Below are 25682 nucleotides of genomic sequence, written 5' to 3'. Positions count from 1 at the left end.
GGTCTGATCACTGGCTCCCACCTTTTCTGGGCAGGAATGGAATCCGAAAGCGCTTTGTGACGCGAATAAGAGATTGTACGAATTTTATTGGAACTCCTACACTCGTAGGCAAACTAATGAGAATCGGCATCAACTCAGTTGTGTGTGACGCGATTCCGGGCCGCTCCCTCAAACGGCGCCGTCCGCTCGCCCGCGACTGGACCCCAAAGCTCCACTCCCCGTGAAACGCCACTCTTCGCTGCTACTGCTCCCTCTCGGCCTTGCCCTCGGCTACGGCGTCGCCCAATGGCGCGACTCTCGCCCCTCGGCCCCTGAAGAAAGTCCATCCGCCGCGCCCGCCTTCCACTCCAGCTCGTCCCCGGCTGAACTGCGGGCCCTCTGGCGAAACCGTTTCTTGCAAATGCTCGAAGAGCCTTCGCTCTCCCTGCAAAGCGCCAGCTACTACGCCCTCGCCAAGCAGCTCGCCGTCGAAGATATGCCCTATTTCCTCGAAGCCATGTATCCTGAAGGCTGGACCCGTTTCCGCGGCGACCTCCCGCTCGCTCTCTACATGGAATGGGCAAGCCTCGACAGCTCCGGCCTCGCACTCTTCACCGAGCAGCTGAACCATACGTATCCAGATCTTCTAGACAACCTCTCGGGCGTCTTCTTCAACCTCGGCCTGCAAAATCGCCCCGGAGCCGCCCGCACCGTCGAATTGATCGGCGACCCCGACCTACGCTCTTTGCTCGCCGATCAATTCATAGACGGCATCTCTCAACAACACCCCGAGCTCCTCTTCCCGTACCGGCTCCAACTTCTCGGTCCCCAAGCGGCCTTCTCTAAACTTTCCGAAAAAGAACTCCCTCAAGCCGCCCACAACTATTGGACCAACTCCAAGCGTTACCTAGAGGAGGGCATCCAACCTGACATCCCGTTAGCCATCGAGATAGGACGTCGCTACCTAGACGCTGCCACCCATCTCATCCTCAAAGAACCCCAACAAGCCGCTACCATTGTCGGCGCCATCGCCCAAAGCGGAACCGCCTCCCCCGAAACCATCGCACGCCTCGATTCCGCCCTCTTCGTCTGGCACCTCATCGAACGCTCCCTCAGCGACGAAGAAAAGCGCAAGCTGCTCGATTTCCTCAGCCAACACCCCAGCTTCTGGCGGCAAAACGCCAACGGCTTCAGCGCCGAAATAATGGGCGTCGCCATCAACCGCGAAATCGCAGAGAGACTGCTCAAGATCCCCGACCTTAGCCCTAGGACTCGCAACCTCGTCCTAAGCACTGCCAACCAATTCTACGACGACAGCGAGTTCATCCGCCTGATCTCCGCATACGACCAAGGCACGGCCCAAATCGCTCTTGTCAGCAAACTCGCCACCGGCAGCTCCACCGACGCCTTGAGCACCCTCTCCCAAGTCCCTGTTGAACTGCGAAGCGCCGAAGTCCTCAACGCCGCCCTCGAAAAATCGCTATCGGCGAAGGACGCCGCCACCTTCGCTGCACTTTGCGACCTTTACCCCGAAGCTCAGGACTTTCTCCCCAACGATACCCGCAGCGCCGCCACCCTCTGGCAATTCGATCCCGAACGCTACCTACATTCCATAGAAACACTCCAAGGCTCGGAAAAGCAGCGGCAACTGCAAATGATAGCTTTCTCCGCGGAAGACGAGGAACTCGGCATGATCCTCGAAAGCGGGACCTTCGAGCAACAAACAGACGTACTCATAAACCTGATACGCCAAAAACCTTACCTCTCGACCGAAATCCTCAAACACGAATCGCCTCAAAACATAAATGCTAGGCAAGCCGCTCAAATCGGCGAAACGCTTGCCTACACGGCAGATCATCAGACTGCTCTCTCCTATTTTCAAGCAGGCGACCTTAGCTCCCCGAGCTCCCAAATCGCCCTCCTCACCTTTTGCCTGAACAATAGCGAGCCCGAGCAAGAACTCAGTACCTCGCAGGAACTGGCTCAACTCTCCACCCAGCACGACTACCTCTATCGCACCGCAAACGCCTTCCAGGAAGAAACCGACAACACCGATCAACTCCTCCTCTTGCGGCAAGAGGCCCCCGAGGTCTTCGTCAACGTCCTCACTTCCGCTATCGACCAATTCCACTGGAGCAACCTGCGGAGCCGGGCCCAACGTCTCCTCACCTCCCCTCAGCTTAGCCAAGAGGAAAAGCTGAAGATCCACGACGCACTCTACAGAGGAACGACCCTATGAAGACGCTAAAACGGATAAGCTTGATCGCTGGAACCGTATCCACTTTTTCCTTAGGACTCTGGCTTGGACAACCACAGCTCTCGTCGCCTCTCACTACCGCTGACACATCCGACGCCGAGCTTCAGACGCCAACCAGTCCGCAACGCGATACCTTCACCGTTCCGAGCTTCCCCTTTTCCCAACCCTTCGATCCACGCCGCGAACTCGACCACGCTCTCTCGCTCGATGACGAAACCGAGCGATACGGACGCATGATCGCCATCGGCTGCTACGCCGCCCGCCAAAACCCGAAAGGAAACTTGGCCATCCTCTCCCCCGACATTTGGCACTACCCCAACTACGACCTGCGCGGAGCCTTCCACTCCGAATGGATGCGCACCGCGCCCGACTCCTTTCTCGAGTATTCGGAAGCGAAATACAAAACGCTCAGCGAAGAAAACCAAACCAAGCTCTACCCTTCCTACCACCTATCCTACATGGAGCCCATGGCGCTTCTGGAGCTTTTGCCAAAGGTTGAAAACCAGAGACTCAAGAACCGACTCCGTAGCGACCTTCTGGGTACACTCATTGAGCTCGATCCCAGCCTGCTCTGGGAAAACAGAGAGCTAATCGCTAGCCCTCAGGCCATAATCGACGAAGCAAGCGCTAAGTCGCTCTTCGACCTCGCCTTGCAGTTTTGGGAACTCACCGACTGGGAGGAAATATCCTTCGGCCTGGAACTCCACGACTACATAGCCCAAAACCAGCTACTCAGCTACGCCTCAAAGCTTCAAGGCTACGAAAGAACGACTTTCGCCGTTTCCTACGCGGCAGCCCATCCCGCGGCCGCAGCAGATTGGGTTCGCCAACAAGGAGACTTCCATGACATCTCCTACGAGTTCGATTCCGAGCATGCCCCCTTTTTCAAACACCTCTTCGCATCCAAAGGATTTGCCCAATGGGAGGACGCTGGACTCTGGATCTGCGAGGGGATTTCAGCCGACTCCGAACAACAAAACCACGCCAGCATCTTCAGGACGATCAAGGCCGCCCCCGAGCACTGCCACATCATCCGCCTCAAAGAAGAATTCACCGCCTATCTCCATCAAGTCGAAGACCTCCAATCCATCAAGTCCCTCTATCTGAGCCTGCAGAACGATCACCCCATCCTAGAGACCCTCGAGCGGTTCATGCTGCAATCGGACAAAGACTTCAGCGACGCCATCGTAACCCGTACCACCCGCGAAGCCCCCACTCCGGAGCGTCTCATGCAGGTACTCGAAATCGGCAAACTCGAAGTCTGGCCACCCGCCTATCTCGCCGCCGCCAAAGAGACCCTGAACTCGCTCTCCGAAGAGCAACTGCTTTGGAGCCTCAGCCCCGGCATGATCCTCTCCGCCCACGAAATCGCCCCCGACCGTATCCAAAATATCATTTCTTCCGCTGACCCTACCTGGGTTTACAATACCCTCGGCAGCTACGAATTCACCTCGAACGCAAGCGTCAGGAACCTGGACCAGCTTCCGCACCTCCTGAAAGACCTCCCACCAGAAAAAGCCCAAAACATCCTGGAGTCCGCCAGAACTGCAGCCCTGCAGCAATCCCTCTTCGATCCCAACAAAATCGCATACCTCGGCGTCGCCCAAACTCCCAGCGAAACCCTCATCGTCGCCAACAGCATCGAACTCAGTGCCTACCTCGAAGACAAAGAGCTCAAGCAAGCCATCGACTCCCACCCCTTCCACGACGACATCTACCTCAGTATCGCCAGTAACTCGCTTCCCGACGACTACCCAGCCGACGACCCAAAGCTCAATCAAGCCCTCGCCCGCATCGAAAAAGGAAGGGAACTCAGCAAAAAAAGCCCATACGAAGCTGTATCGAGCATTCAATCACTCCCCGACTCGGAACGCCTGCTCACCGCAAAAGCCTTCCTGCTAGCCAAGGCGCAAACCGCCCAATACAGCGGCACCGAAGAACTCATAAAACTGCCAATCTGGAGCGAATCCGAACGCCAACAACTGCAAACACTGGGCTTCACCCATCTGGTAAACCAAAACATCGACTACAGCTCCGAAATCATCTGGTAACAATTTCGAAGCGAGTACTGACTAGCGAGTATACAGGTGGTGCGGGTTCTCCGAACACGCCTCTAGGGCGACACCGCAGGCTTCACGCTGCTTCGTCCTTGCACGCGGTAGACCAAGGTACGCCCGCAATTCTCAACCTGCCAACAGTCGACCACGTTCAAAGTCGTTTCGGACGCTCCCAAAAAGAGAGCCCCCTCTGGATGTATCACCTTTTGAATACCGTCCAAAATCTTCTTGCGAGTCGGCAGATCGAAGTAGATCAGCACGTTTCGCATCATCACCAAATCGAATCGAGGCAAGCCCTGCCACGGTTCGATCAAATTCATCTGGCGAAACTCCACCATCTTTTTCAAGTCCGGCTTTATCTGCCAATCGTCGCCCAACTTGTCGAAACACTTGAACAGTAAGGGCAAGGGCAAGCCGCGATTAACTTCGAGCTGCGAGTAAATTCCGCTTCGGGCCTTTTCCACCGCTTTACCGCTAAGGTCCGTGCCAATAATATTCACTTTCCAACTACAAAGCTCGGGAAACTTTTCACGCAAAAGCATCGCAATGCTGTAAGCCTCTTGACCCGTGGAACTCGCCCCTGACCAGATATCGATACGCCGCTCCGAAGCACGACGGGCCATGATTTCCGGAATAAGCTTTTGCTCGATCGCTTCGAAGGGATGCAGATCGCGAAAAAACAAGGTCTCGTTCGTAGTCAACGCCTCCACCGCCATCCTTTGCAGCCTTCCAAATCCCAGCTCCCGCCGCATCTCGTCGACGAACGTGTCCAAAGAATCGAAACCGCTAGTACGGGCAAGCGGTTCCAAGCGCGAGACAACGAGATACTCCTTGCCGGGCTTCAAAACGATCGCCGCCCGCTCTCTCGCGAGTTCGCTGATAAACGCGAAATGGGCTTCCGAGATCGTCATGCTGGTTCGGCCTAGCGTAGCTGCATGGAAGCGCTTACCCGCTTCGAGATTTCCCCAGCAATTTGGTCGAGCGGCAACACGCTTTCCGCCAATCCCTCTTTCGCCAAGAAGCTGGGCATTCCCCACACGACACTGCTAGCTTGGTCCTGCGCCACGGCAACGCCTCCTCGATCGCAAATGACTTGCGTACCCAAAAAGCCATCACGCCCCATGCCAGTCATGACAACCGCCAAAGTTGAACCACCGTAGCAAGCCGCCACGCTACGGAAAAGCACGTCCGCCGCCGGGCGACAGGAATTCTCGGGAGGATTCTCATTCAGCCGCAACACCACCCGCACCCCTTCTCGTTTGGTTTCCATGTGGTAGCCGCCGGGGGCGAGGTAAGCATGTCCCGCTTGCAGCGCCTGCCCCTCCTCGCCTTCCACCACCTTCATTCCCGAGCAAGCGTCAAGCCGCTCCGCCAGGGTGCGCGTGAAGATAGGGGGCATGTGTTGCACGATCACCACCGGTACCGGCAAGGGCTCCTTCAACTGCTCGAAAACGCGGGCTAAGGCATTCGGGCCTCCGGTAGAGGTAGCAATCGCGACCACTTCGATGCGTTGCCGACGCTTCGGAGCGAGCGACGTAGAACGTGGCGCTAGCACCGGCAAGACTTCCTTCTTCTTCGGAAAGAAGTGGCGAATCTTGGGGAGCAACTCCGTTTGCAGCTGCTGCAAGGTTGCGGGAATTCCGATGGATCGCGCGGGCTTGGCAACATAGTCGCTGGCCCCCGCCTGCAAGGCGTCTAAGGTTGCCTCCGCACCCTTCACCGTGAGGGAACTCAGCATGATGACCGGGATGCGTGGATGCGTCTTGCGCAGCTCGCGCACCATCTCGATGCCATTCATCTCCGGCATCTCCATGTCCAGCGTGATCAAGTCGGGACTCACCTGGTTGACCCGCTGCAAGGCGATCCGCCCATTCGCGGCCACTCCAGCCGTCTCCATTTCCGGGTCGCGATCGACGACCTCTGAAACGATTTTACGCATCACCGCCGTGTCATCGACGACTAGAACACGAATCTTCTTCATCACGCTTAATTGGCCATGCCTAGGATACGCATCTTGTCACGAAACATATCCTCGTCGAAGGGCTTCATCAGGAACTCGTTCGCTCCTAGCTCGATCGCCCGCATCAAGTCTTCCGGCTTGTTATGGGAAGTCACCATCATCACCTTCAGATGCGAAAACTCCGAGCAGGATCGAATCTCCTTAAGAAACTCGATCCCCGACATCCGAGGCATGTCCCAGTCGACCAAGGCAATCTCGATGCTCGAAGGATCCTCTTCACCCAGCAGCGACAAGGCATCGCAGCCATCCTCAGCCTCCACCGTTTCAATGTCTAGAGACTGCATGTAGTGACAAAGCATCTTACGAACAGTACGACTATCGTCTATCACGATCGACTTCATTAACGTATCCTATATTTAGATACTTGACTCAAAACTAATTGCGGGAGTTCTCTACGATCGCCTTCAATTCCGAGGACAATTTGGCCAGACCTTGGGCCGCCGTCAGCGTATCGTTGGCGCCTTCAGTCGTGTACTGGGCGGCGCTGGAGACGTTTACGATATTCTCGGAAATCTCCGAACTTCCGCGGGAAGCCTCCGATACGTTGCGAGCAATCTCGTTGGTTGTAGCGGACTGCTCGTCCACCGCGCTCGCGATTTCGTTCTGAATATCGTTAATGCGGCGGATGATCTCCGAAATGTCGCCAATCGCGGAGACCGCTCCGGAAGCGTCGGTCTGGATCGCTTGAATCTTAATCGAGATGTCCTCCGTGGCAGCGGCCGTCTGCTTGGCCAGCTCCTTGACCTCGTTGGCGACCACCGCGAACCCCTTGCCGGCCTCGCCAGCCCGGGCCGCTTCGATGGTAGCATTCAAGGCGAGCAAGTTCGTCTGCTCCGCGATCGAAGTGATAACCTTGATGACCTCGCCGATCTCCACGCTGGAAGCTCCCAGCTTCGAGACCGTCTCATTGGTCGAGGCGGCAACCCCAACAGCAGACGCGCCCACTTGAGCCGCTTCCGCAGCGTTCTTGGCGATCTCCTGCACCGAGGCGCTCATCTCTTCGGCTGCTGTCGCCACCATAGAGATGTTGGTGGCAACCTGCTCGGAAGCCGAGCTGGCCACACCAGCCTGACGCGCCGTATCCGCCGTATTGGTGTTCATGCTTTGCGCAGTGGCGGATAGCTCCTCCGCGGCAGAGGCCAAGGTCTGCGAATGCTCGGCTACGAGAGCGAGAGTGCGGGTTAGCCCTTCTTCCGCCGCCTTCTTGGCGGTGATGTCCGTGGCAAACTTGATCACCTTATTCACATTTCCCGAAGCGTCAAAACGCGGGTTATAAGTCGCTTGTATCCAAATTTCCCTACCACCCTTGGCAAGTCGCTTGTAGTCGCTGGTCTGGAAGCGACCGTTGTTCAAATCTGTCCAGAACTGCGCGTACTCAGTAGACTTCGCATACTCTTCGTCCACGAACATACTGTGGTGCCTTCCTTGGATCTCATTCAGCGAATAGCCCACGCAGGAGAGGAAATTGTCGTTGGCCGAGAGGATCATTCCCTTGTTGTCGAATTCGATCACTGCCTGGTTGCGATTCGCTTCCGCGAGCTGACGCTCGTTGTTGATCGATTCGATCTTAGCTTCGGTGACGTCCGTAGCGATCTTCACCACTTTGATCACACGACCGACTTCGTCCATCACAGGAGCGTAGACAGCTTGTATCCAAACTTCCCGCCCCCCCTTGGCGATGCGCTTGTAGCTTCCGGAATAGGACTTTCCATCCTTCAGATCTGCCCAGAACGCTGCGTACTCCGACGAGCGGGCGTAGTCGCTTGTCACGAAAGTGCGATGGTGCTTGCCTGCGATTTCGTCCAACTGGTAGCCCATCGCTTCCAAGAAGTTCTTGTTGGCAGTGAGGATGTTCCCGCTCGTATCGAATTCGATATAGGCGAAGGCGTCATCGATCGCAGACAAGATTCCCTTCGCGTTCTGACGCTCGATCTCCGACTCCGTCACGTCGTATCGAACTCCCAAATACTTACGCGGCTTTCCGTTTTCGCCCATCACCGGAGCGATCACAGCGTCCACGTAGTAAGGAGTGCCGTCCTTCTTGAGGTTCTTGACCATGCCCCTGAAAATGTTGCCTCGACCGATGGTTCCCCAAAGCTCCTTGAACACGCTCTTGGGCATGTCGGGGTGGCGCGTCATGTTGTGCCCCTGCCCGATCAATTCGTCGCGACCGTACTGGGAGACCTCGCAAAACTTGTCGTTGCAGGAAACAATCGTGCCCTTCAGGTCCGCCTCCGAAACGATGCTCGTCATGTCGGTTATCTTGGAAATCACTTTTAACTCCGCCACCTTGTCCCAGTCTATCTCCTCTGACTCGAAGGTCTTCTTCAGGCCGGAGCAGGTGGCCTGCAAGGAACGGCCGAGATCGCCGAGCTCGTCCTTGCTTTCAGTATCCAATTCGCTCGAAAGCTTACCTTTCGAAAGCGCTTCGATGGCTGTCGCCGCCGACTTGATGCGACGGTCTATCGGACTGACGACGAAGAAGTGCATCACCGCCACACCGATCGCGACCGCTATCGCGGAGAGAAGTGATAGAGTGACGTTTCCGGCTTGAAATTGCAGAGCGACAAGGACTGCAACGGCTGGCAAAGCTATAAGCGATGCTGTGGATAATACGAGTTTTGTTCTGAGACGCATGGCTATGGAGGTTTATATCTATCAATTAAAGTGTTAAGCGGGAGGCAATCGAGGCGGTCGCCTCTGCATCGAGTACATGAAGCAGTCGCTTCTCTAGTTTGTGCACGCCAAGTATGTAGGGCCGCACGCTGGCAGGCACGTTGGCTGCGGTTTCTTCGAAACTGTCGTCGGTGACGTCTATAACATCGCCCACCGAGTCGACGAGCAGAGCAGCCTCGATGGATCGGGTACGAACGATGATCAGCATCTTCCCTTCGTTGCCCTCACTGGTTTCTGATCCCAACGAGAACTGTCTACGAAGGTCGATAGCAGTGAGGATTTGGCCGCGAAGATTCAGGAGTCCTTCAATCTCCGTGGGAGCAAGAGGAACGGGCGTAAGGGCTGGACACTTGATCACTTCCTGAACAGAGAGCACGTCGATCCCAAGGTGGAGCCCGCCGAGGCGAAAGGTACAGAGCTGTATCGAATTTGTCATGACACTAGAATGTTTCCTTAAGTCCGGCTCGCTCCAGCACGGCATCGACGTCAACCAAGTCTGTGGTCTGGCCGTTGATCACCGCAGATCCTTTGATGAAGGCTCGCGAACCGATATTCTCTAAATGGAGCGTCTGCTCGACGATATCGCGATTTTCGCCTACCACCAGTCCTAGGTAGCGATCCGCGCATTTGTAGACGATCACTTGCTCGCGCAAGGAATCTTCAAAGCTTGTTTCCGTGCCCAGCAAATCCCCGAGACGCAAGAGCTGCATGATGCCACCACGGTATTGCACCGATTCTACGCCACCCGACTTGTTGATGACCTCTGGAGCAAACTCCTCAAGTCGTTCCGCGGCATCCAAGGGCATGGCCAAGTTCTCCCATCCAGGAAGCGAAAAGAGGATAAGAGACGTCTTTTGCCCGAAGTCTTGGAGGTCTTCCGAGCCGTCCGAACGCGAGTCCATCGCCTTCTGAGCCTTGCTGAGCACCCCAGACTGAGAAGCGATTCCTACCGCATCCAATATAATGGCTACCGAACCGTCTCCCATGATCGTAGCCCCGGCATAGATCGGCATGTGAGAGAGCTGCTTGCCCAAGGGCTTCACCACGATCTCTTCCGTGTCGCTCACGACATCGACCACCAGACCATAGTCCTGACCGTCGGCCCGCAGCACCGCGATACTGACAGAGGAACGCATCGCGCGCTCTTCGGCTGGAAGCTTGAGGAACTTGTCCAAGAAGACCAGAGGGAGAAGCTTGCCTCTCAAACGAAACACGGGCGCATCGTAAACCATCTCAATGGCTTCCTTCATGTCTTCCGACTTGATGCGGACGAGCTCCACGAGGTTGACCTGCGGAATCGCAAAACGCTGCGAACCGCTCTTAACGACCAAGGCTGCTACAATTGCAAGCGTAAGCGGAATCTTGATACGCAAAGTCGTACCTTCTCCACAGACAGAATGGATTTCCACGGAACCTCCAATCTTCTCAATGTTGGTCTTTACCACATCCATTCCCACGCCGCGACCTGAGACATTGCTCAGCTTCTCGGCTGTGGAAAAACCGGGCAGAAAGATGAGATTGATCTTCTCGCGATTGGAAAGCCGTGCCGCTTCTTCGACGTCGATCAAGCCCTTCTCGATTGCTTTGCCGCAAATTCTGTTTCCGTCGATTCCCGCTCCGTCGTCGACGATCTCGATGTTTACTTGTCCCGCTTCGTGAAACGCCCGCATCAGCAACTGGGCCGACTCGGACTTCCCTGCGGCCTTGCGAACCTCTGGGCGTTCGATGCCATGGTCCACCGCGTTGCGTATGATATGGGTCAACGGATCCTTGATCGCTTCGATGATGGTGCGATCCAGTTCGGTATCCGCTCCGAAGGTTTCAAGCTCGACGCGCTTGCCAAGGTCAGCAGCAAGATCGCGCACGATTCGCGGATACTTGCCCCAGACCGTGCCGATCTGCTGCATGCGCGTTTTCATGATCCCTTGCTGCAAATCCGTGGTCACTTGATTGAATCGCTGCGAGATCGCAGAAACCTCCGAAGGCGAAACCGTTCGCTGGTATCCGAGCTGCAAGAGCTGATTGCGTGAGAGGACAAGCTCGCCGACCATGTTCATCAAGCTATCGAGCAACTCCACATCCACCCGCACAGTGGCGTTGGCAATAGATTCTGCTTTACCGGCAGCAGGCGGATTGGGAGCTGGCCGGTCCTTACGTTCCTGTTCATGTACCCGTTTTTCAACGACAGCAACCTCCTCTTCTTCAAAGAGTCCCCACGCCGAATCGCCCACATCTTCCTGAATGGATTCCGCTGGCGCGGATTGCTCAACAGCCGATTGAGACGCTTCGCCTTCGTCTTCGAAAAATCCCCAACCGGAATTCGGGTCTGCCGACGGCTCACCGCTTTCGATTTCCTGCGTTTCAATCTGATCGGACGCTTCCAGATCGATAGTCGTCGCTTCAACGGAAAGTTCGCCGTTCTTGATCGCGTCCAAGACATCCTTGAGCTCGCTGTAGTCGCCAGCCGTTTCGTCCGACCCGCTGGTCTCGATCACTTCCAGCATCGCCCGCAAAGCATCGGAAAGCTTCAGAAGAGCGTCAGCGATGCTGGGCGAGGACTGCAGCTCCCCGTCGCGCATCAGCGAAAGCACGTTCTCTCCCGTGTGGGCGATACTCTCGATGCGCGAGAAGCCAAGGCATCCGGCGGTCCCTTTGATGGTGTGCACCACCCTAAAGACTTGATTGAGCAAAGTCGGATCGAACTCCCCCTTCTCAATCGCCAACAGATCCTGATCGAAGGTCTCAAGCCCCTCGGCGCTCTCCAAGAGGAAGTCCTTGACGAGCTCGGTCTGAAAGTCGTCGAAGCTTTCGCTGCTCATAGCGCTCGTAGTTAGTTGGGCAACACCCGTGAAACGAGCGCAAGTAGTTGGTCCTGGCTGAACGGCTTCACGATCCAGCCGGTCGCTCCCGCGGCTCTGCCTTCGCTCTTCTTGGCAGCGCCCGCTTCCGTGGTGAGCAACACGATCGGCACCCGGCTGTAGGCAGGCAAGGCGCGCAGCTTGCGGGTCAGCTCGATGCCGTCCATGCGCGGCATGTTGACGTCGGTGATAACCAGATCCACCGGCTTGCCCTTGAGCTTTTCGTAAGCCTCCAGCCCATCAGCGGCTTCAAGAACCTGATGGCCTGCGGACTTGAGGGTGAATCCAACCATTTTGCGGATCGTCGACGCATCATCGACAGTTATTATCGTTTTCATATGGGTGCGTGGGTAAGTACCTATTTCCTCAGTGAAATTGCTATGTTCCAGGGCCCTTTATCGTATCGGAGCCGCGAAATATAAGCAGCCCGACCCAAAAAACCAGCGAAGGGCTAGTGCTAAATACTTATTTTACTAAGGAGAACGAGAAGCTCCGCCTCAGCTTTTACTTATTTTACAAGCTAATCCATCTAGTAGACACAACGAGACTACCACTAAGGACTTCACCCTAAAACAAGGAAGATGGCCCATAAAATATTGATAAATACCAAGGTCACTAAGCGCTATTTCGCACTACTACTAAAAAATCTACCGTGCCGTCCGATCTCCTGCCCCTATGGAAGGCCATTCCAGCTCCAAATCCATCCAACTCCTTCTGGTAGACGACGACAAAACGACCCGCCGCCTCCTCGGCTTCGTGCTCGAAAGACTCGGTTACCACGTGACCGAGGCGCAGTCAGCCAAAGAAGCCCGCGCTCATATTCATACACTCGGCTTCGACCACTTCGACCTCGTCGTATCCGATTATTGGATGCCCGGCCAAAACGGGCTCGAGCTCCTCAAGTACATCAGCGTGGAGGACCCCACTCTCTCCGTCATGCTCATGACCAGCGACGGAGAACGCCAGATCCTCGAAAACCTCATCCAGATCAACGGTTGCGGATTCCTGCAAAAACCCATCAAGCGCGACACCCTCAGGGCTCGCGTCGCAGACGCTGTCGCTCAGACACGTCGCCGCCGCCACTTGCAGGCCACTGAATCCGAGGCCAACACCCTCGGCGAAAACCAGCGTATCCTGCAGCACAAGCAGCTGACTGGAGAATGGTCCAACATCGAGTTCACCTTCACTTCAAAGTCCCAAGCCAGCGGCGACTTCGTTTCCGTCATCCCCCTCAAGAGCGGCGAGAAAGTCCTCCTCATCTCCGACGCCTCCGGCCACGAGCTCTCCTCCGCCCTCCAGTCCAACTACTTCCACGGCCTCGCCCGCGGAATGCTCAAGTACGGGGCCAGCCTTCCCCAAGTCTTCCAACACTTCAACGACATCCTTCTCCACGAATGGAACGACGAGGACCTCGTCGGCCACTCTCTCGCCGCCCTCGCCCTCAGCTTCGACCGAGACAAGCAACTCCTCTCCTTCATCAACGCGGGCGCACCACAGCCCTACCTCTCCCAAAGCGACGGATTCGCCGCCCCCATTGGCAACGCCCAGGGCTTCGCTCCCCTCGGCTGGTTCGAAGACCCCTTCTTCCAAAGCCAGATCAAGCTGCAGCCTGGCTATGTCTGCGCCTGGACCGACGGCCTCAGCGACCTCGCCGAAAACACCGAAGTCGATCCACTCGCCTTGGCAGATCGTCTCCTCAATAAAAGGCTCAACTCCTCCAGCCTACTCTCCAACGCCCGAGACGACATCGCAGTCATCCGCGTAACCCCCCCCTGTACCCCGATAGACTTCCAGCCCATGATTCCCTTGGTCTCCCTGGACATCCCCGGAGACCAAGCCGACCGCATCGACGAAATCCAAGCCTACTGCGAAAAAAGCATCCGCATCGTCGCCCCCGAGATCGACAGCTCCTATCTCGCAGACCTCCTGCTCTGCCTCCGCGAAGCCCTCCTCAACGCTCTCACGCACGGCTGCCGCTCCCAAAGGGACCTCGCCGCCTCCCTTCGACTCTCCCGCTCCCATGACTTCTCCAAGATCGCCATCCAAATCCGCGACCAAGGCCAGGGCCATAGCTTCGACTGGGAAGCCCACGCCGCCACCGCAGCCGAAGAGCTCATCCCCGAACACCGAGGTCTCATCATGATGCACTCCATCCCCAGCCGCATCGACCTCTCAGACCGCGGAGCATCCGTCTTCATGGAATTCGAACGCGAAGCCAACCTAAACTGGGCCAACTAACCGCCCGCAAAACCATGCATCCAACGATTCACAGCTACAAGGCCGACGCCGATATCGTCAGCACCAACGCCAGCCAACACTGGACCCGCATCGAGCCCCTCCTCCAAAACGTCAAGTCCAGCGAACTGCTCGAGCTCGACCTGCGGGCCGCCAACATCGTCGATTCCGTGGGACTCAACGTGATCGTCAAAACCATAAAGACCGCCAACAACCAGAACGCCCGCGTGCGCCTCCTCATCGGAAACCAAAGCCTCAAGCGCATCTGCACCTTTACCCGCCTCGACCAAAAGGCGGAAATCGTCGGCCCCTAATACCGTGATACAAAGACTCACCAAGCGAATCCGCCACCGCTGGACGCGACGCCACGACGCAGCCGTCTCTACCCAGGGCCTCTCCCAGCACCTGCGAACAACCATCCACGAAGTCGAGTCCGTCTTCCGCGGCATCAGCAACAACCTCGAACTGATCGACGAGAAGACCAAGCGCTTGCGGGAAGATTGCAACGTGCTGCTCGCCTCCGCCGGAGGCCACGACGAAAGCAGCCAACTGCTCTTCCGCGTAGCCGAAGCCTTGGAAGGCCCAATGACCTTTCTCACCGGCTGCCTCCAGCACCACGCCAAAAACCACCAGCTCATGCTGGACAGCCAAAAAAGCGCCGGCGACTTGCTGCAGATGCAGAACGACATGGTCTCCTCCCTCGAGCCCCTCAAATTCATGCTCGTCTTCTTCAAGATAGAAGCCTCCCAGCTCTCCGAAGAAAATCGCCAGACCTTTCACTCCGTATCCGAGGAAATCTCCCACCTCCACATCCTTGTCGACGAAACCTTCCAGAAAAACATCAAGAACCTGCAAGACGCCCGCTCCGCCATCCTCACCGCCGAAAAGCGCACCAAGACCGAGCGAGAGCACCAATCCCAGCTCATCTCCCAAAAGCAGGCTGAAATTTCCGACGCCATCCAAGCCTTCAAAACCCAAATCAACACCAACTCAAAGAAGTCCGCCCACCTCGACATCCACGCCAACAACTTCGAGAACGCCATCGGCCGGCTCGTCATGTCGCTCCAGTACGAGGACATCATCCGCCAACGCTGCGAAAGCATCCTCAAGGACCTCGAGCAAAAGCCCGAAGGAATTTCCCAAACCAGCTGGCTCATCTTCCAAGCCACCCAAGTCGAAACCGCCGCCGAAGAAATCCGCCAGTCCTCCCACGAGCTCAACTCCGGCCTCAACGCCATATCCAGCCAGGCCAAGGAACTCTACCGCGCCGCCACCACCATGGACCAGTTCGAGCATATCACTGCCTCCGCTGACGGCATGGTTCAAATGCTGCTCGAATCCCTCGAGTCCATCCGCACCATGCTCGCGCAAAGCACCGCCCTCTCCCAAGGCTCCCGCGAAGCCATCCAACCCGTACGCGAGCTCACCAAGGAACTCTCCGCCGTCGTCTTCGAAGTCTCCATAAAAATACAATTCATCGCCCTCAACGCCCAAGTTCGCTCCATCCAAGTCGGAGAAGGAAGCGGACTCGAAGTCCTCGCCGCCCGCACCGCCGAGATCTCTTCCGAACTCAGAGCCCTCGGCGACAGCACCGCCACCCAGATCGACACCCTGCACGCCGCCGTCGAAGAACTCGTGCAAACCATCGACAGCGAATGGGACGCAGGCAAAGAACACCTCGCCACGATCGAAGAACAGGGCCCCGAGCTCGAGGCCGAGCTGCACGCCCTGCGCGACAGCACCCTTAACTCCCTCCAAATCGTGGCCAGCCTCAGCGAAATGGTAACCGGATTTTCGAACGACGATGCGGAACGCCTCCACAAGCTCAGCCTCCAAGCCGACACGCTCGATCAATTTGCCCAGGAACTCCGCCAACAAGCCAAGATCGACAAGCTCAAGACCGCCGCCCGCCAAGCCATCGACGCCGAAGTCGAAACACTGCTCTCCGAAAAACGCGGAGCCATGCACACCCGCATCCACAACGACCAACAATCGCAAGCCTTCGACCTCGGCATCAGCACCCGCCTAAGCGACCGCGCCAACAGCTCCAAAACCCTAAGCTGCGATAACATCGACCTCTTTTAGCCCCGCGAAGCAACCATGCGCCGTTTCGGGCGAACCCAAAATCCAAGCTAGTGTCCTAGGGGAGGCTCCGCCAAGATTTCGGCTAAGCTCGCTTCCATGCCACGCCGCCCACTACCACCCTACATCGCCGTCACGCTCAGTCTGCTGATCGTTGCAGCGACCGCGGGGCTCTGGCTACGCCAATACCTCGAAGAGAGCAAAAAACCAGCTGCCATCTCTCAGAATTTCGAGCACGCAAATCCGCGCAGGCTCGTCTCCAAGACAACAGAAGCCGTCGCACCGACCACGGAATCCGCCGACCCCAAAGACGCGGCTCCCGGGCACTCCATCCCAAACGAACGCGTACTCTCCTTCGCCGCCGAGTCCGACTATCGCGCCTTTTTGGCGAACCTGCCCGACGACGTCCATGTCGTCGCCTCCAACCAGCGACTCCTGTCAGTCCGCATAAAAGTGCCCGAGCGATTCGACCCCAGCCAGCTTCCCCCGAACGCCCAAGACGACCCCAACTACACCCTGCTCACCCCACTCCCTGTCGCCACCGACACCCTCGCTGCCGATCGGGCCTTCGGCAGCTCCGCCCTCAGATTCATGGGAGCCCTCGACCCAAACAACGCTGGCGGCCAAGGCGTCAAGATCGCAGTGCTCGACACCGGTATCCGCAATCACACGACGCTCGACTCCGACAAACTCACGCAGATCGGCTTCTCCGCCCCCCACGACTACCTTTCCCACGGCACCGCTGTCGCCTCCCTCATCGCCGGCCAAGAAGGGGTCGGCATCGCCCCCCAAGCTGAGCTCATCGGCATCCAAGTTCTCGATACAGACGGAATAGGCGACGCCTTCACCTTGGCCAAGGCCATCGTCCAAGCCGTTGACGAGGGCGCAAACATCATAAACATGAGCCTCGGCAGCTACGGTAGCAACCAAGCCCTCAGCAACGCCGTCGCCTACGCCGACTCTCAAGGCGTGGTGCTCGTCGCCTCCGCCGGCAACGAAAGCGTCGCTGCCCTCCCCTATCCCGCAGCCTACGAATCCGTCATCGCCGTGTCCGCCATCGACGCGGAAGGACACCCCACCTCTTTCTCAAACCAGAGCGCCTCCGTAGACATCGCCGCCCCCGGAGTCGGCGTCTACGCCGCCTGGGACGACGAAAATTGGACCAGCTTCACCGGCACCTCCGCCGCCGCGCCCTACGTCTCCGGAGCAATCGCCTCCCTCAGTTCCGCCCTCGACATCACCGCCAGCGAAGCCGCCGAACTCCTGCTCGCCAACGCCAACGACAGCGGGCTCCCTGGAGTCGACGTCCAACTCGGCCGTGGCTACGTCGACTTAACTCGTAGTTACAAATCCAATACAATCTACACAGACCTTGCTCTCGCCGACATTTACCTCGCGCACACCGACGGCCCAGAGGACCAATACACCATTCACCTAACCGCCCAGAACCGCGGCACCAAAACCATCCCCGCAGCCGTGCTCAGCTACACGCTCCCAAACGGCATCACCCAAGAAATCTACCTCGGCTCCCTCGAACCAGGCCAATCCGCGAGCCAAAGTCTGCCCGCCAATGTCAGCGAGCTATCCCTCGGACTCGAAATTTCCGCTAACGTCGAAACGCGTAGTTCCGAACCTGATACAATTCCCGAAAACAACCTACGAAGTAGCAATCTCTCAATTCCCGAAGAATAGAGCGTGGCTTCTCCGAATACCCCCCTCGCATCTACCCAACTACTTGTGGGAGCGTGCTTGTCACGCGATTTTCAGCCTCATCCGACCGAGAAAACCAAGGGCAGCTCATGGTCCGGCATCTCCTCTGAAATCCACTGCTGGAATGCTTTAAGCCGCAAGCCCTCCGGCCTCTCCCACACATAATTCCGAGCAAAGAACCAAACGTACTCGTTCAAGAATCCTGCTCGGAAGGCCTTGTGAAACTCCATCAAGCTCTTGTCGTCCCGATTGAAAGTCTCGTCCTTCTCGTTGCCTTCCTTTTCCAAGGCAAGAGCTACCAATTCCATCGCGGCCCGTTCCGTCTCAAACGAATATGGATCGCCCAAGGTTTGCTTGATCGCCGTATAGACCACATGCAACGCCCCATTCGCGCTGTTCATGATTTCCGAGCTTAGAACAATGTCCCGCTTCTTTTTCTTTCCCCCTTTAAGAACCTTGTTCCCCAAGTCCTTTAGGAAGAATTCCACCACCGCATCGAAGCGTTCCGCATCACTACCCCCTGTGATGCGAACCTTAAAAATTTGAGATTTGTATCCAGTTAGCAATGCCAAGGAATTTCTCTCTACCCCATTCTCTTCCTGGAACGAAATCCTCGAAAACCACATCTTGACTGCCCCAACCGACACCTTGCGAAAGTTCGAAACGCTTAGCTCCGCATAGCCTTGCTGTTTGGCCATCATCTCTATCTCGCGAGCCGTCAAACGGGCCGACTCGACTACGACAACTCCATCTGCCCCATTTTCGATGTCCCTGCGATTCAGGTCGTACACGTAAATCGTCGCAGTAACTCCGTCCGAAGTGTGGTAAGCGAAACCCCTCCCCAATCCGGGATTCTCCTTCTCGTAGTCGTGAAAGTCCTGATACAGGAACGAGCCGATAGACTTGGGTAACTCGATTCCCTTGTGCTTCTTCCCATAGAGGCCCGTCGCCAAAATGATCGAAGCAAGAAGGATAACGAAATTCGAGAGTGATCTTTTTTTCATGGTCCAAGAATCTGGGAATGGGAAAGTGAAGAACAAGAAGAGGGCGAAGGTTACCCTTCGCCCAAACTTGTATACGCTATTAAACTACGCTAGGATTTGCTTTTGGCTTTAACCGTTTTCTCCTCCGTCTCGGTGTCGATTTTCAGGTCGCCTTTCTCCTTAAGCAAGGCACTGAGACCTTCTGCTGACTTCGGATCCAGTCCGAGCTCTTCCAACATCTTGTCGACCAGCGGCAGGTTCATGCGGTAGCCAAGAGCCGCATCCACGAGCTGGTTCGGCAAGCTGCCGCCCCCCGCGTTTGACGTACCGTTGCTTCCGTTTGCCCCTCCAGTCGTACCGCCAAAGCCATTCGCCTGCAGGATCTTGATGCTGTCGATCTTCTCCATTGGCTTTACGCTGGCTTCCATGATTTTCGGGGCCACTTGAGCCAAGATCTTGCGCAATTCGAAGCCGATGAGCTCGGAACTGAGGATATTCTTGGCTTCGTTGATCGCCTTCTCGCCGTAAGCCTCGACCTCGAATCGCTTCTGGTCCGCTTCCGCGATGATGCGAATCTTCTCAGCCGCTGCCTTGGATTCGGTGAGCACCGCCTCCGCTTTGTCGAGCGCCGCTTGCTTGTCCGCTTCAGCGGCAACCGTAACATCGATCGCTTGCTTCTCCGCGTCCTCACGCGCCTTGATCAGCTCGATCTCCTTCTTACGATTGGCGATCGCAGTTTCGCGAACAGTGACGACTTGCTCTTCTTCCCTCACGAAATTCGAACGCGCTTTGGCCGCTTCCGCTTCCGCCTGGGACTTTTCTTCAGACTTCTTCGCCACGATGATCGCGGCTTCCTGCCCGCTTACGTCTACGGAGCGGCGACGCTGGATATCCGCTTCTTCGATACGACGCTTTGCTTCGATGTCTCTTTCGTCTACCGCCTGGCGAGAGAGGATGTCCGCTTCTTTCACAGCCTGCTCCGCGGAGATACGGGCTTCTTCCGCTTCCCGCTTGCGAATGGCATCCTCCGTCTTGATACGAGCCGATTGCTGAGCTGTGGCCATCTCGACTTCGCGCTGCTGGTCGAGGCGAGCGAACTCCTCTGCCCGCTTGATCTCGAAGCTCTGTTTCGCAGCGTCCAAGTTTTGGTTCTCGATCTTGATACGTGTTTCTTGCTCGATGCGATTCCGCTCTTCACGCTTCGATTCGGTGATCAAAGTAAGCTTGGCGAGACCTTGAGCGTCGAAGGCATTGTCTTCCTTGAAATACTCGCGGCCGGTTTGGTCGAGAGCGGTCAAGGAAACAGACTCGAGCTCTAAACCATTCTTCAGCAGGTCCTCGCTGAGCGACACTTGCACGGACTGGATAAACTCCGCGCGTTGCTCGTGTAGTTGTTCCATGGATAAACCCGCTGCAACAGAGCGCAGCGCATCGACGAACTTACCCTGGAGCAGCTCCTTCAAGCGTTCGGGTTCCAATGTCCGTTCACCCAAAGTCTGGGCAGCCTTGGCGATGGATTCCTTCTCAGGCTTCACCCGAAGATAAAACTCAGCCGTCACATCGACGCGCATCCGGTCTGCCGTAATCAATCCTTCTTCATTCTTGCGATCCACCTGCAAGCGCAGGGTGCGCATGTTCACGAGGATGATTTCGTGGAAAACCGGCCACTTTAGGCCGCCTCCGTCCAAGATAACTTTTTCGCCGCCCATACCGGTACGGACAAACGCAACCTCCTTGCTGGCCCGTCGATAGAAGCGCGACAGGATGAAAAGGATGGTGAGGACGAGGATGACGCCCAAGCCGACGACTCCGGCTAGTGATGATAGATCAAACATAGTTTTTTATTGTTCTTCCAAGAGTGGGTTTTTGTTTTCGATAACTGTAAAGATGCCCTCCGTCCGGCGGCCTACGATGAGCAGGTGGTCACCTTGCGTGAAGACTTTGCCCTCGTTGTCTGCGACAACGTTGACGTAATGCGTTTTCCCGTCAGGTCCGACCACCTTCGCCTCAGCTGCCCGCTCATGCGTGGCGGAACCGATTACGATGGTAGCCATCCTGCCAATGAAGGTGCTCGCCGAAATGGCAGCCGTTTCATCCTTGGGGAGTACTTTTTCGAGAATCCCGTTTCCAAATCGTAGTAGTGGAAGCGTAACTACAAAGGCTCCTCCCGAAGCTAGGAACCAGTGTAAGCGAGATCCACTCAGCTCGAACAAAGCCATCTGACCATAGAGGCCAACGACCGAGAACAGGAAAAGAAAAAGTATAAAAGTGAATACAAAAGGTACGCGGCCCAGCTTCAGCATGGACATTACGCTGTCGATGAAGCCAGGCGTCGTATCCGCTAGGTTAAGATCAGAATCCAGATCGATGTCGACGTCCGGCAACAAGCTGTCCAGGAAACCGAAAGGCTCCATACCGACGACCACGCTGACCGCCTGAATCACGAAGATCAGGAGGAACAAGCAAAGGGAAACCAGAAACACTCCGTTTTCTGGAGCAAGTAGGTTTTCAATCATGGGCGGATTCCCTTTCTATCCTCTCTTCCAAAGCCTTCAGTTTGGCTTCGATCTTGGCGTTGCGGCTCAAGTTCGCCAACTCGACCAGCTTGGCGCTCTCCCGGCTGTTCGTAGTGAGCGAGCTACGATTTATTCCAGTAGTACGCTGCATCACGCGGGAAAACGCGCTTTCCGCCTTTTCCGCTTTCCAAAGCGCTGAATCTGGACTCGCGAAATCTTCAACATCGGAATCCGTGACAACAACCTCCTGCTTGCGGCTACGAATGAACTCCTGAAGTTCATCTTCCATTTCGTTTCGCTTGGCAATCAAACCGGTCAATGCTTGATTGTGGTCAGCCTCTTGGCGAGACAAGCGTCCGAGCTGAGCTTCCAAGGCAGGGAGCTGATCCTCGATATCAGTTTGACGGGCTAAAGCAGATTCTACTAAGTCCTTCCGCCCCTGCGTGTATGCCACAACGACTTGGTCTTCTAACTCGGCATGTTCATGATTAAGGCGTGCCATCGTTTTGGATACGTGATGCTTTTGAGCCGTGATTCCTCCTAGAGCTGCTCGCACTTCATCCAAGACTTGATCTACTTCAGAAATCGCCTGCTCTAGTACCGCCTCTGGAGCAAGGCCCTCAATTTTGGAGACTATAGAATATGCGGTTCCAGTAATGATTCGTCCAATACGTGTGGAGATGCTATCATTCATAATTATGCGGGTTAAGGCTGTTGTTATGTCTGACGGCTCAGCTCAACCAATTCGCTGATCGTCTTCATCTTGTCCCTGAGGACAGTTGGGTTATAAGTGGGAGACTTTTGTGTAAGCCCCATTCGGAGAACGCTTTCGATAAGCCCCATCGCCAACTTCAGTTGGCGTTCTTCCAAGGCGAGCAGAGCTGGTAGCTTCTTGTCAGACTTTTTGGGTACATTCGCAGTAATGCACAGAGCAAGCATCTCAGGTAAAACTTGTAACAGTCGGTCTAACAATTCTGAAGACACCTCTGCCTCCAACTCAGCCTTTTTGATGTCTTTGCGGGAAGGCTCGAGCAACCGGTTCAACTCCGCCAAACAGTCGGAGTAATCGTTCAAGCTTTCATGGTAGCTTCGAAAGAACGACATCACGTAACGCAACTTTTCGCTCGCGGTTACTTTTCCTTCGACTGGGTACTCCATCAAGAAGTTGTAGTCGTCTTCAGAAACGCGTCCGCTGATCGGAACAGTCGCTTTGTTGTCGTTCACTGGGTTTGGGGTCTGGGCTAAGGCAAAATCGACGGTTCACGCGATTCGCGAACCCACTAACAAGAGAGGATACCCGGAATAAGAATCCGAGGTTACGTATAATTATTCTACAATTGAGAACAGTCAAGTCACACTTCAGGAACTACCTACCAGTAAACCTGTAATCCACTTTGTGGGGTTCCTCGAATGCCTGGATACGGGAAGTAAGCAAAGCTCTTCGCCCTCTTGCCCAAGGAAGACAAAAAAACACCCAACTCATTCGAGATGGGTGTTTTCGTAAAGTAAGATGCTTTGGGCGACTACTTCTTTTTCTTAAGCAGCTGCTGGATGTTCGCGTACTGGATGGTGGTCTCGAGCTGAGCCAACTCCTCCGCGCTCATTTCCTTGGCATTCTTGAGGGCTTCCTGAGCGCGGGCCATAGCGGCTTCGACTTCGCTTTCGTCGATGTCGGATTCGCTGATGGCATTTTCCGCCAGGATGGAAACCTTGTCGCCAATGCACTGGGCAAAGCCCTTGCTCACCGCGAGGTGGTCTACCGTACCAGACTTGCTGACCGCGATCTCACCGGCTTGGATTTCGGTGAGGAGCGGAATGTGACCCGGCATGATGCCGACTTCACCCGAAGTGGTAGGCATCACGACGGAATCGATCTCCTCGTCGTAAACCTTGCCGTGCGGCGTTACTATTTCTAGTTGGAGTGACATTTCCTACCGGGTTGCTCGGGCTTAGGCCTTGGAGGCTTCGAGAACTTCTTCGAGTCCGCCCTTCATGTAGAAGTCGTTTTCGGCGATGTGGTCGAGCTCGCCATCGAGGATCTTCTTGAAGCCGCTGATGGTGTCCGCAACAGGAACGATCTTGCCTGGGAATCCAGTGAAGACTTCCGCCACGTTGAATGGCTGGGAGAGGAACTTCTGGATCTTACGAGCGCGGAATACGGTTTGCTTGTCTTCTGGAGAAAGCTCGTCGAGACCGAGAATCGCGATGATGTCCTGCAGGTCCTTGTAGCGCTGAAGTACGCGCTGTACGCCGCGGGCCACATCGTAGTGCTCTTGGCCAACCACAGCTGGTTCGAGCGCCTTGGATACGGAAGCGAGTGGGTCAACCGCTGGGTAGATACCCAAGTCAGCGATCGAACGCTCGAGTACGATAGTGGAGTCGAGGTGAGCGAAGGTGTTCGCTGGAGCAGGGTCAGTCAAGTCGTCCGCAGGAACGTAAACCGCCTGGAAGGAAGTAACGGATCCCTTGGTGGTAGAAGTGATACGCTCCTGGAGAGCACCCATTTCAGAAGAGAGGGTTGGCTGGTAACCAACCGCCGATGGAGAACGTCCAAGAAGCGCGGATACCTCAGAACCTGCTTGGGAGAAACGGAATACGTTGTCTACGAAGAGCAGTACGTCCTGGTTCTTTTCGTCGCGGAAGTACTCAGCCATCGAAAGAGCGGAAAGCGCAACACGCATACGTGCGCCAGGTGGTTCGTTCATCTGACCGTACACGAGAGCAACCTTGGAGTTCTCGATGTTCTCCTGGTCGATAACGCCGGAATCTGACATTTCGTGGTAAAGGTCATTACCCTCACGAGAACGCTCACCTACACCTGCGAATACGGAGTAACCACCGTGAGTCTTCGCGATGTTGTTGATGAGCTCCATGATCACAACGGTTTTACCAACACCCGCACCACCAAAAGCGCCAACCTTACCCCCCTTGATGAACGGGCAGATGAGATCGATGACCTTGATGCCTGTCTCAAGGATAGAGGCCTTGGTGTCCTGCTCGGTCAGCGGTGGAGCTGGACGGTGGATCGGGTACTTCTTGTCGAACTTAACTTCGCCGCGGTTATCCACGGGATCGCCGGTTACGTTGAAGATACGGCCGAGAACACCCTCACCTACTGGTACAGAGATTGGAGCGCCGGAGTCGGTGATTTCCATGCCGCGCTTGAGGCCTTCCGTGGAAGACATCGCAACCGCACGCACAACGCCTTCACCAAGGTGCTGCTGAACTTCGAGAGTCAGATCGATTTTTTGGCCAGCGGCTTCGAACTGAATTGTAAGCGCCTGATAGATTGGCGGGATCGTTTCGGGTGCAAACTTTACGTCTACAACGGGTCCAATGACTTGGAGGATCTTTCCGGTGTTGCTCATAGCCTTTTCGGTGATGGAAGTTTTGTTCTAAAAGTAGGGTTAGCCGTTGGACGCTGTTGCCGCGGCAATTTCGAGGATTTCTTGTGTGATGGCGGCCTGACGGGCCTTGTTGTACTGAAGCGTGAGGGAGTCGAGCAAGTTGCTCGCGTTGTCCTTCGCTGTCTTCATCGCAACCATTCGGGCGCTGTGCTCGGAAGCGCGCGCGGAGAGAATGGCTTGATGCGCCTCGCGGTTGACGAAGAGCGGAAGCAAGGAGGAGAGGATGGCCTTGGGATCCGGCTCGAACTTCATCATGCGGTCGTCCAAGCTTTCTTGATACGGCTTTGCGTCTTTCCCGCGAAGTCCGTTGATCATGTCGTCGAGGTTGCTGATCGGGAGCAGCTTTCCGAAGGAAGCCTCCTGAACCAACGTATTCACAAAACGGGGATAAAGGATTTCGACGGTGTCGATCTCCCCAGCTTCGTACTTCTCGATCATGAACTCGACGATCTGCTTTACCTGAAGGTAAGGCACTTCGTCGGGTACGGAAAACTCAGCGAGCAGGTCGAGCTTGTTACGGCTAACGAACTGAACTGCCTTGCGACCAATGGTGACGAACTTCGCGTCGTTCTTCACCTTCATGAGTTCACGGAAAACGTTGCTGTTAAGCGGTCCGCAAAGTCCTCGGTCTGTGGATACAACGAGGATGCCGCGTTTCTTAACTTCGCGTTCCTCGAAAAAGGGATGCTCGATTCCGTCGATACGACCGGAGACGTTCGCCAAAACTTCCGCGAGCAACGCTGCGTAAGGCTGGCCCGAAGACGCGTTTTGCTGCGCCTTCTTCATCTTCGAAGCCGCGACAAGCTCCATCGCCTTAGTAATCTGGCGAGTGTTCTTGACCGACTTTATTCGGCCTCGGATTTCTTTAGTGCTAGGCATCTATGGAAGAGGTTCGCGAGGAT

21 protein-coding genes are annotated in these 25682 nt (G+C 55.9%); 6 read left to right on the top strand and 15 right to left on the bottom strand.

Annotated features, from left to right (window positions below; genetic code table 11):
• Nucleotides 1–220: 220 nt before the first annotated feature.
• Nucleotides 221–2218, top strand: a complete 1998-nt coding sequence (locus IEN85_RS16110; protein ID WP_191618131.1) for a hypothetical protein — start codon at nucleotides 221–223, stop codon at nucleotides 2216–2218.
• Nucleotides 2215–4287, top strand: a complete 2073-nt coding sequence (locus tag IEN85_RS16105) for a hypothetical protein (protein ID WP_191618130.1) — start codon at nucleotides 2215–2217, stop codon at nucleotides 4285–4287. The genes IEN85_RS16110 and IEN85_RS16105 overlap by 4 nt, the downstream gene beginning before the upstream one ends.
• Before the next feature lie 62 nt (nucleotides 4288–4349).
• On the opposite strand, the gene IEN85_RS16100 is transcribed toward IEN85_RS16105, so the two are convergent.
• The 7 genes from IEN85_RS16100 to IEN85_RS16070 all read right to left on the bottom strand — a co-directional run bounded on the left by IEN85_RS16100 (nucleotide 4350) and on the right by IEN85_RS16070 (nucleotide 12185).
• The gene (locus tag IEN85_RS16100; RefSeq protein ID WP_191618129.1) at nucleotides 4350–5204 is read right to left on the bottom strand and encodes a CheR family methyltransferase; all 855 of its coding nucleotides are present in this window, start codon (nucleotides 5202–5204) and stop codon (nucleotides 4350–4352) included.
• Between the two features lie 11 nt (nucleotides 5205–5215).
• Complete coding sequence (locus IEN85_RS16095) at nucleotides 5216–6274, bottom strand: protein-glutamate methylesterase/protein-glutamine glutaminase (RefSeq protein WP_191618128.1); 1059 nt, start codon at nucleotides 6272–6274, stop codon at nucleotides 5216–5218.
• A gap of 5 nt (nucleotides 6275–6279) precedes the next feature.
• On the bottom strand, nucleotides 6280–6654 hold the full coding sequence (locus tag IEN85_RS16090) for a response regulator (RefSeq protein WP_191618127.1): 375 nt from the start codon (nucleotides 6652–6654) through the stop codon (nucleotides 6280–6282).
• A 34-nt stretch (nucleotides 6655–6688) separates the two neighbouring features.
• The gene (locus IEN85_RS16085; RefSeq protein ID WP_191618126.1) at nucleotides 6689–8902 is read right to left on the bottom strand and encodes a PAS domain-containing protein; all 2214 of its coding nucleotides are present in this window, start codon (nucleotides 8900–8902) and stop codon (nucleotides 6689–6691) included.
• A 73-nt stretch (nucleotides 8903–8975) separates the two neighbouring features.
• A complete protein-coding gene (locus IEN85_RS16080; RefSeq protein ID WP_191618125.1) occupies nucleotides 8976–9425 on the bottom strand; it encodes a chemotaxis protein CheW in 450 nt (149 codons plus the stop codon).
• 4 nt (nucleotides 9426–9429) lie between these two features.
• Nucleotides 9430–11808 (bottom strand): chemotaxis protein CheA, encoded by a 2379-nt coding sequence (locus IEN85_RS16075; protein WP_191618124.1) that lies wholly within the window; start codon nucleotides 11806–11808, stop codon nucleotides 9430–9432.
• Between the two features lie 11 nt (nucleotides 11809–11819).
• Complete coding sequence (locus tag IEN85_RS16070; RefSeq protein WP_191618123.1) at nucleotides 11820–12185, bottom strand: response regulator; 366 nt, start codon at nucleotides 12183–12185, stop codon at nucleotides 11820–11822.
• A 337-nt stretch (nucleotides 12186–12522) separates the two neighbouring features.
• Here IEN85_RS16070 and IEN85_RS16065 point away from each other — a divergent pair, with 337 nt between their 5' ends.
• The 4 genes from IEN85_RS16065 to IEN85_RS16050 all read left to right on the top strand — a co-directional run bounded on the left by IEN85_RS16065 (nucleotide 12523) and on the right by IEN85_RS16050 (nucleotide 17856).
• Nucleotides 12523–14085, top strand: a complete 1563-nt coding sequence (locus IEN85_RS16065) for a response regulator (RefSeq protein WP_191618122.1) — start codon at nucleotides 12523–12525, stop codon at nucleotides 14083–14085.
• A 14-nt stretch (nucleotides 14086–14099) separates the two neighbouring features.
• On the top strand, nucleotides 14100–14396 hold the full coding sequence (locus IEN85_RS16060; RefSeq protein ID WP_191618121.1) for an STAS domain-containing protein: 297 nt from the start codon (nucleotides 14100–14102) through the stop codon (nucleotides 14394–14396).
• 4 nt (nucleotides 14397–14400) lie between these two features.
• Nucleotides 14401–16167 (top strand): hypothetical protein, encoded by a 1767-nt coding sequence (locus tag IEN85_RS16055; RefSeq protein WP_191618120.1) that lies wholly within the window; start codon nucleotides 14401–14403, stop codon nucleotides 16165–16167.
• 96 nt (nucleotides 16168–16263) lie between these two features.
• Nucleotides 16264–17856, top strand: a complete 1593-nt coding sequence (locus IEN85_RS16050) for a S8 family peptidase (RefSeq protein WP_191618119.1) — start codon at nucleotides 16264–16266, stop codon at nucleotides 17854–17856.
• Nucleotides 17857–17933: 77 nt separating this feature from the next.
• On the opposite strand, the gene IEN85_RS16045 is transcribed toward IEN85_RS16050, so the two are convergent.
• From IEN85_RS16045 to atpG, 8 genes are all read right to left on the bottom strand, one after another.
• Complete coding sequence (locus tag IEN85_RS16045) at nucleotides 17934–18878, bottom strand: hypothetical protein (RefSeq protein ID WP_191618118.1); 945 nt, start codon at nucleotides 18876–18878, stop codon at nucleotides 17934–17936.
• Nucleotides 18879–18967: 89 nt separating this feature from the next.
• The gene (locus IEN85_RS16040) at nucleotides 18968–20692 is read right to left on the bottom strand and encodes a flotillin family protein (RefSeq protein WP_191618117.1); all 1725 of its coding nucleotides are present in this window, start codon (nucleotides 20690–20692) and stop codon (nucleotides 18968–18970) included.
• Between the two features lie 6 nt (nucleotides 20693–20698).
• Complete coding sequence (locus IEN85_RS16035) at nucleotides 20699–21373, bottom strand: OB-fold-containig protein (protein WP_191618116.1); 675 nt, start codon at nucleotides 21371–21373, stop codon at nucleotides 20699–20701.
• A complete protein-coding gene (locus IEN85_RS16030; RefSeq protein WP_191618115.1) occupies nucleotides 21366–22067 on the bottom strand; it encodes a PspA/IM30 family protein in 702 nt (233 codons plus the stop codon). Before IEN85_RS16030 ends, IEN85_RS16035 begins: the two co-directional genes overlap by 8 nt.
• A 23-nt stretch (nucleotides 22068–22090) precedes the next feature.
• Nucleotides 22091–22597, bottom strand: coding sequence for a hypothetical protein (locus IEN85_RS16025; protein WP_191618114.1), 507 nt, complete (start codon nucleotides 22595–22597; stop codon nucleotides 22091–22093).
• A 299-nt stretch (nucleotides 22598–22896) separates the two neighbouring features.
• Nucleotides 22897–23301 (bottom strand): ATP synthase F1 subunit epsilon, encoded by a 405-nt coding sequence (gene atpC, locus IEN85_RS16020; protein ID WP_191618113.1) that lies wholly within the window; start codon nucleotides 23299–23301, stop codon nucleotides 22897–22899.
• A gap of 21 nt (nucleotides 23302–23322) precedes the next feature.
• The gene (gene atpD, locus IEN85_RS16015) at nucleotides 23323–24741 is read right to left on the bottom strand and encodes a F0F1 ATP synthase subunit beta (protein ID WP_191618112.1); all 1419 of its coding nucleotides are present in this window, start codon (nucleotides 24739–24741) and stop codon (nucleotides 23323–23325) included.
• 39 nt (nucleotides 24742–24780) lie between these two features.
• Entirely contained in the window at nucleotides 24781–25659 is an 879-nt protein-coding gene (gene atpG, locus IEN85_RS16010; RefSeq protein ID WP_191618111.1) for an ATP synthase F1 subunit gamma, read from the bottom strand.
• Nucleotides 25660–25682: the final 23 nt, after the last annotated feature.

Source organism: Pelagicoccus enzymogenes (assembly GCF_014803405.1).
GTDB lineage: Bacteria > Verrucomicrobiota > Verrucomicrobiia > Opitutales > Opitutaceae > Pelagicoccus > Pelagicoccus enzymogenes.
The sequence above is the reverse complement of the archived record's forward strand: the minus strand, read 5'-3'. Positions and strand labels throughout refer to the sequence as shown.

Coding starts and splice junctions, on each gene's coding strand:
- IEN85_RS16050 (WP_191618119.1), top strand. CDS start 16,264: ATGCCACGCCGCCCACTACCACCCTACATCGCCGTCACGCTCAGTCTG.
- IEN85_RS16095 (WP_191618128.1), bottom strand. CDS start 6,274: ATGAAGAAGATTCGTGTTCTAGTCGTCGATGACACGGCGGTGATGCGT.
- atpC (WP_191618113.1), bottom strand. CDS start 23,301: ATGTCACTCCAACTAGAAATAGTAACGCCGCACGGCAAGGTTTACGAC.
- atpD (WP_191618112.1), bottom strand. CDS start 24,741: ATGAGCAACACCGGAAAGATCCTCCAAGTCATTGGACCCGTTGTAGAC.
- IEN85_RS16100 (WP_191618129.1), bottom strand. CDS start 5,204: ATGACGATCTCGGAAGCCCATTTCGCGTTTATCAGCGAACTCGCGAGA.
- IEN85_RS16080 (WP_191618125.1), bottom strand. CDS start 9,425: ATGACAAATTCGATACAGCTCTGTACCTTTCGCCTCGGCGGGCTCCAC.
- IEN85_RS16030 (WP_191618115.1), bottom strand. CDS start 22,067: ATGAATGATAGCATCTCCACACGTATTGGACGAATCATTACTGGAACC.
- IEN85_RS16070 (WP_191618123.1), bottom strand. CDS start 12,185: ATGAAAACGATAATAACTGTCGATGATGCGTCGACGATCCGCAAAATG.
- IEN85_RS16065 (WP_191618122.1), top strand. CDS start 12,523: ATGGAAGGCCATTCCAGCTCCAAATCCATCCAACTCCTTCTGGTAGAC.
- IEN85_RS16105 (WP_191618130.1), top strand. CDS start 2,215: ATGAAGACGCTAAAACGGATAAGCTTGATCGCTGGAACCGTATCCACT.
- IEN85_RS16045 (WP_191618118.1), bottom strand. CDS start 18,878: ATGAAAAAAAGATCACTCTCGAATTTCGTTATCCTTCTTGCTTCGATC.
- IEN85_RS16075 (WP_191618124.1), bottom strand. CDS start 11,808: ATGAGCAGCGAAAGCTTCGACGACTTTCAGACCGAGCTCGTCAAGGAC.
- IEN85_RS16040 (WP_191618117.1), bottom strand. CDS start 20,692: ATGTTTGATCTATCATCACTAGCCGGAGTCGTCGGCTTGGGCGTCATC.
- IEN85_RS16090 (WP_191618127.1), bottom strand. CDS start 6,654: ATGAAGTCGATCGTGATAGACGATAGTCGTACTGTTCGTAAGATGCTT.
- atpG (WP_191618111.1), bottom strand. CDS start 25,659: ATGCCTAGCACTAAAGAAATCCGAGGCCGAATAAAGTCGGTCAAGAAC.
- IEN85_RS16060 (WP_191618121.1), top strand. CDS start 14,100: ATGCATCCAACGATTCACAGCTACAAGGCCGACGCCGATATCGTCAGC.
- IEN85_RS16035 (WP_191618116.1), bottom strand. CDS start 21,373: ATGATTGAAAACCTACTTGCTCCAGAAAACGGAGTGTTTCTGGTTTCC.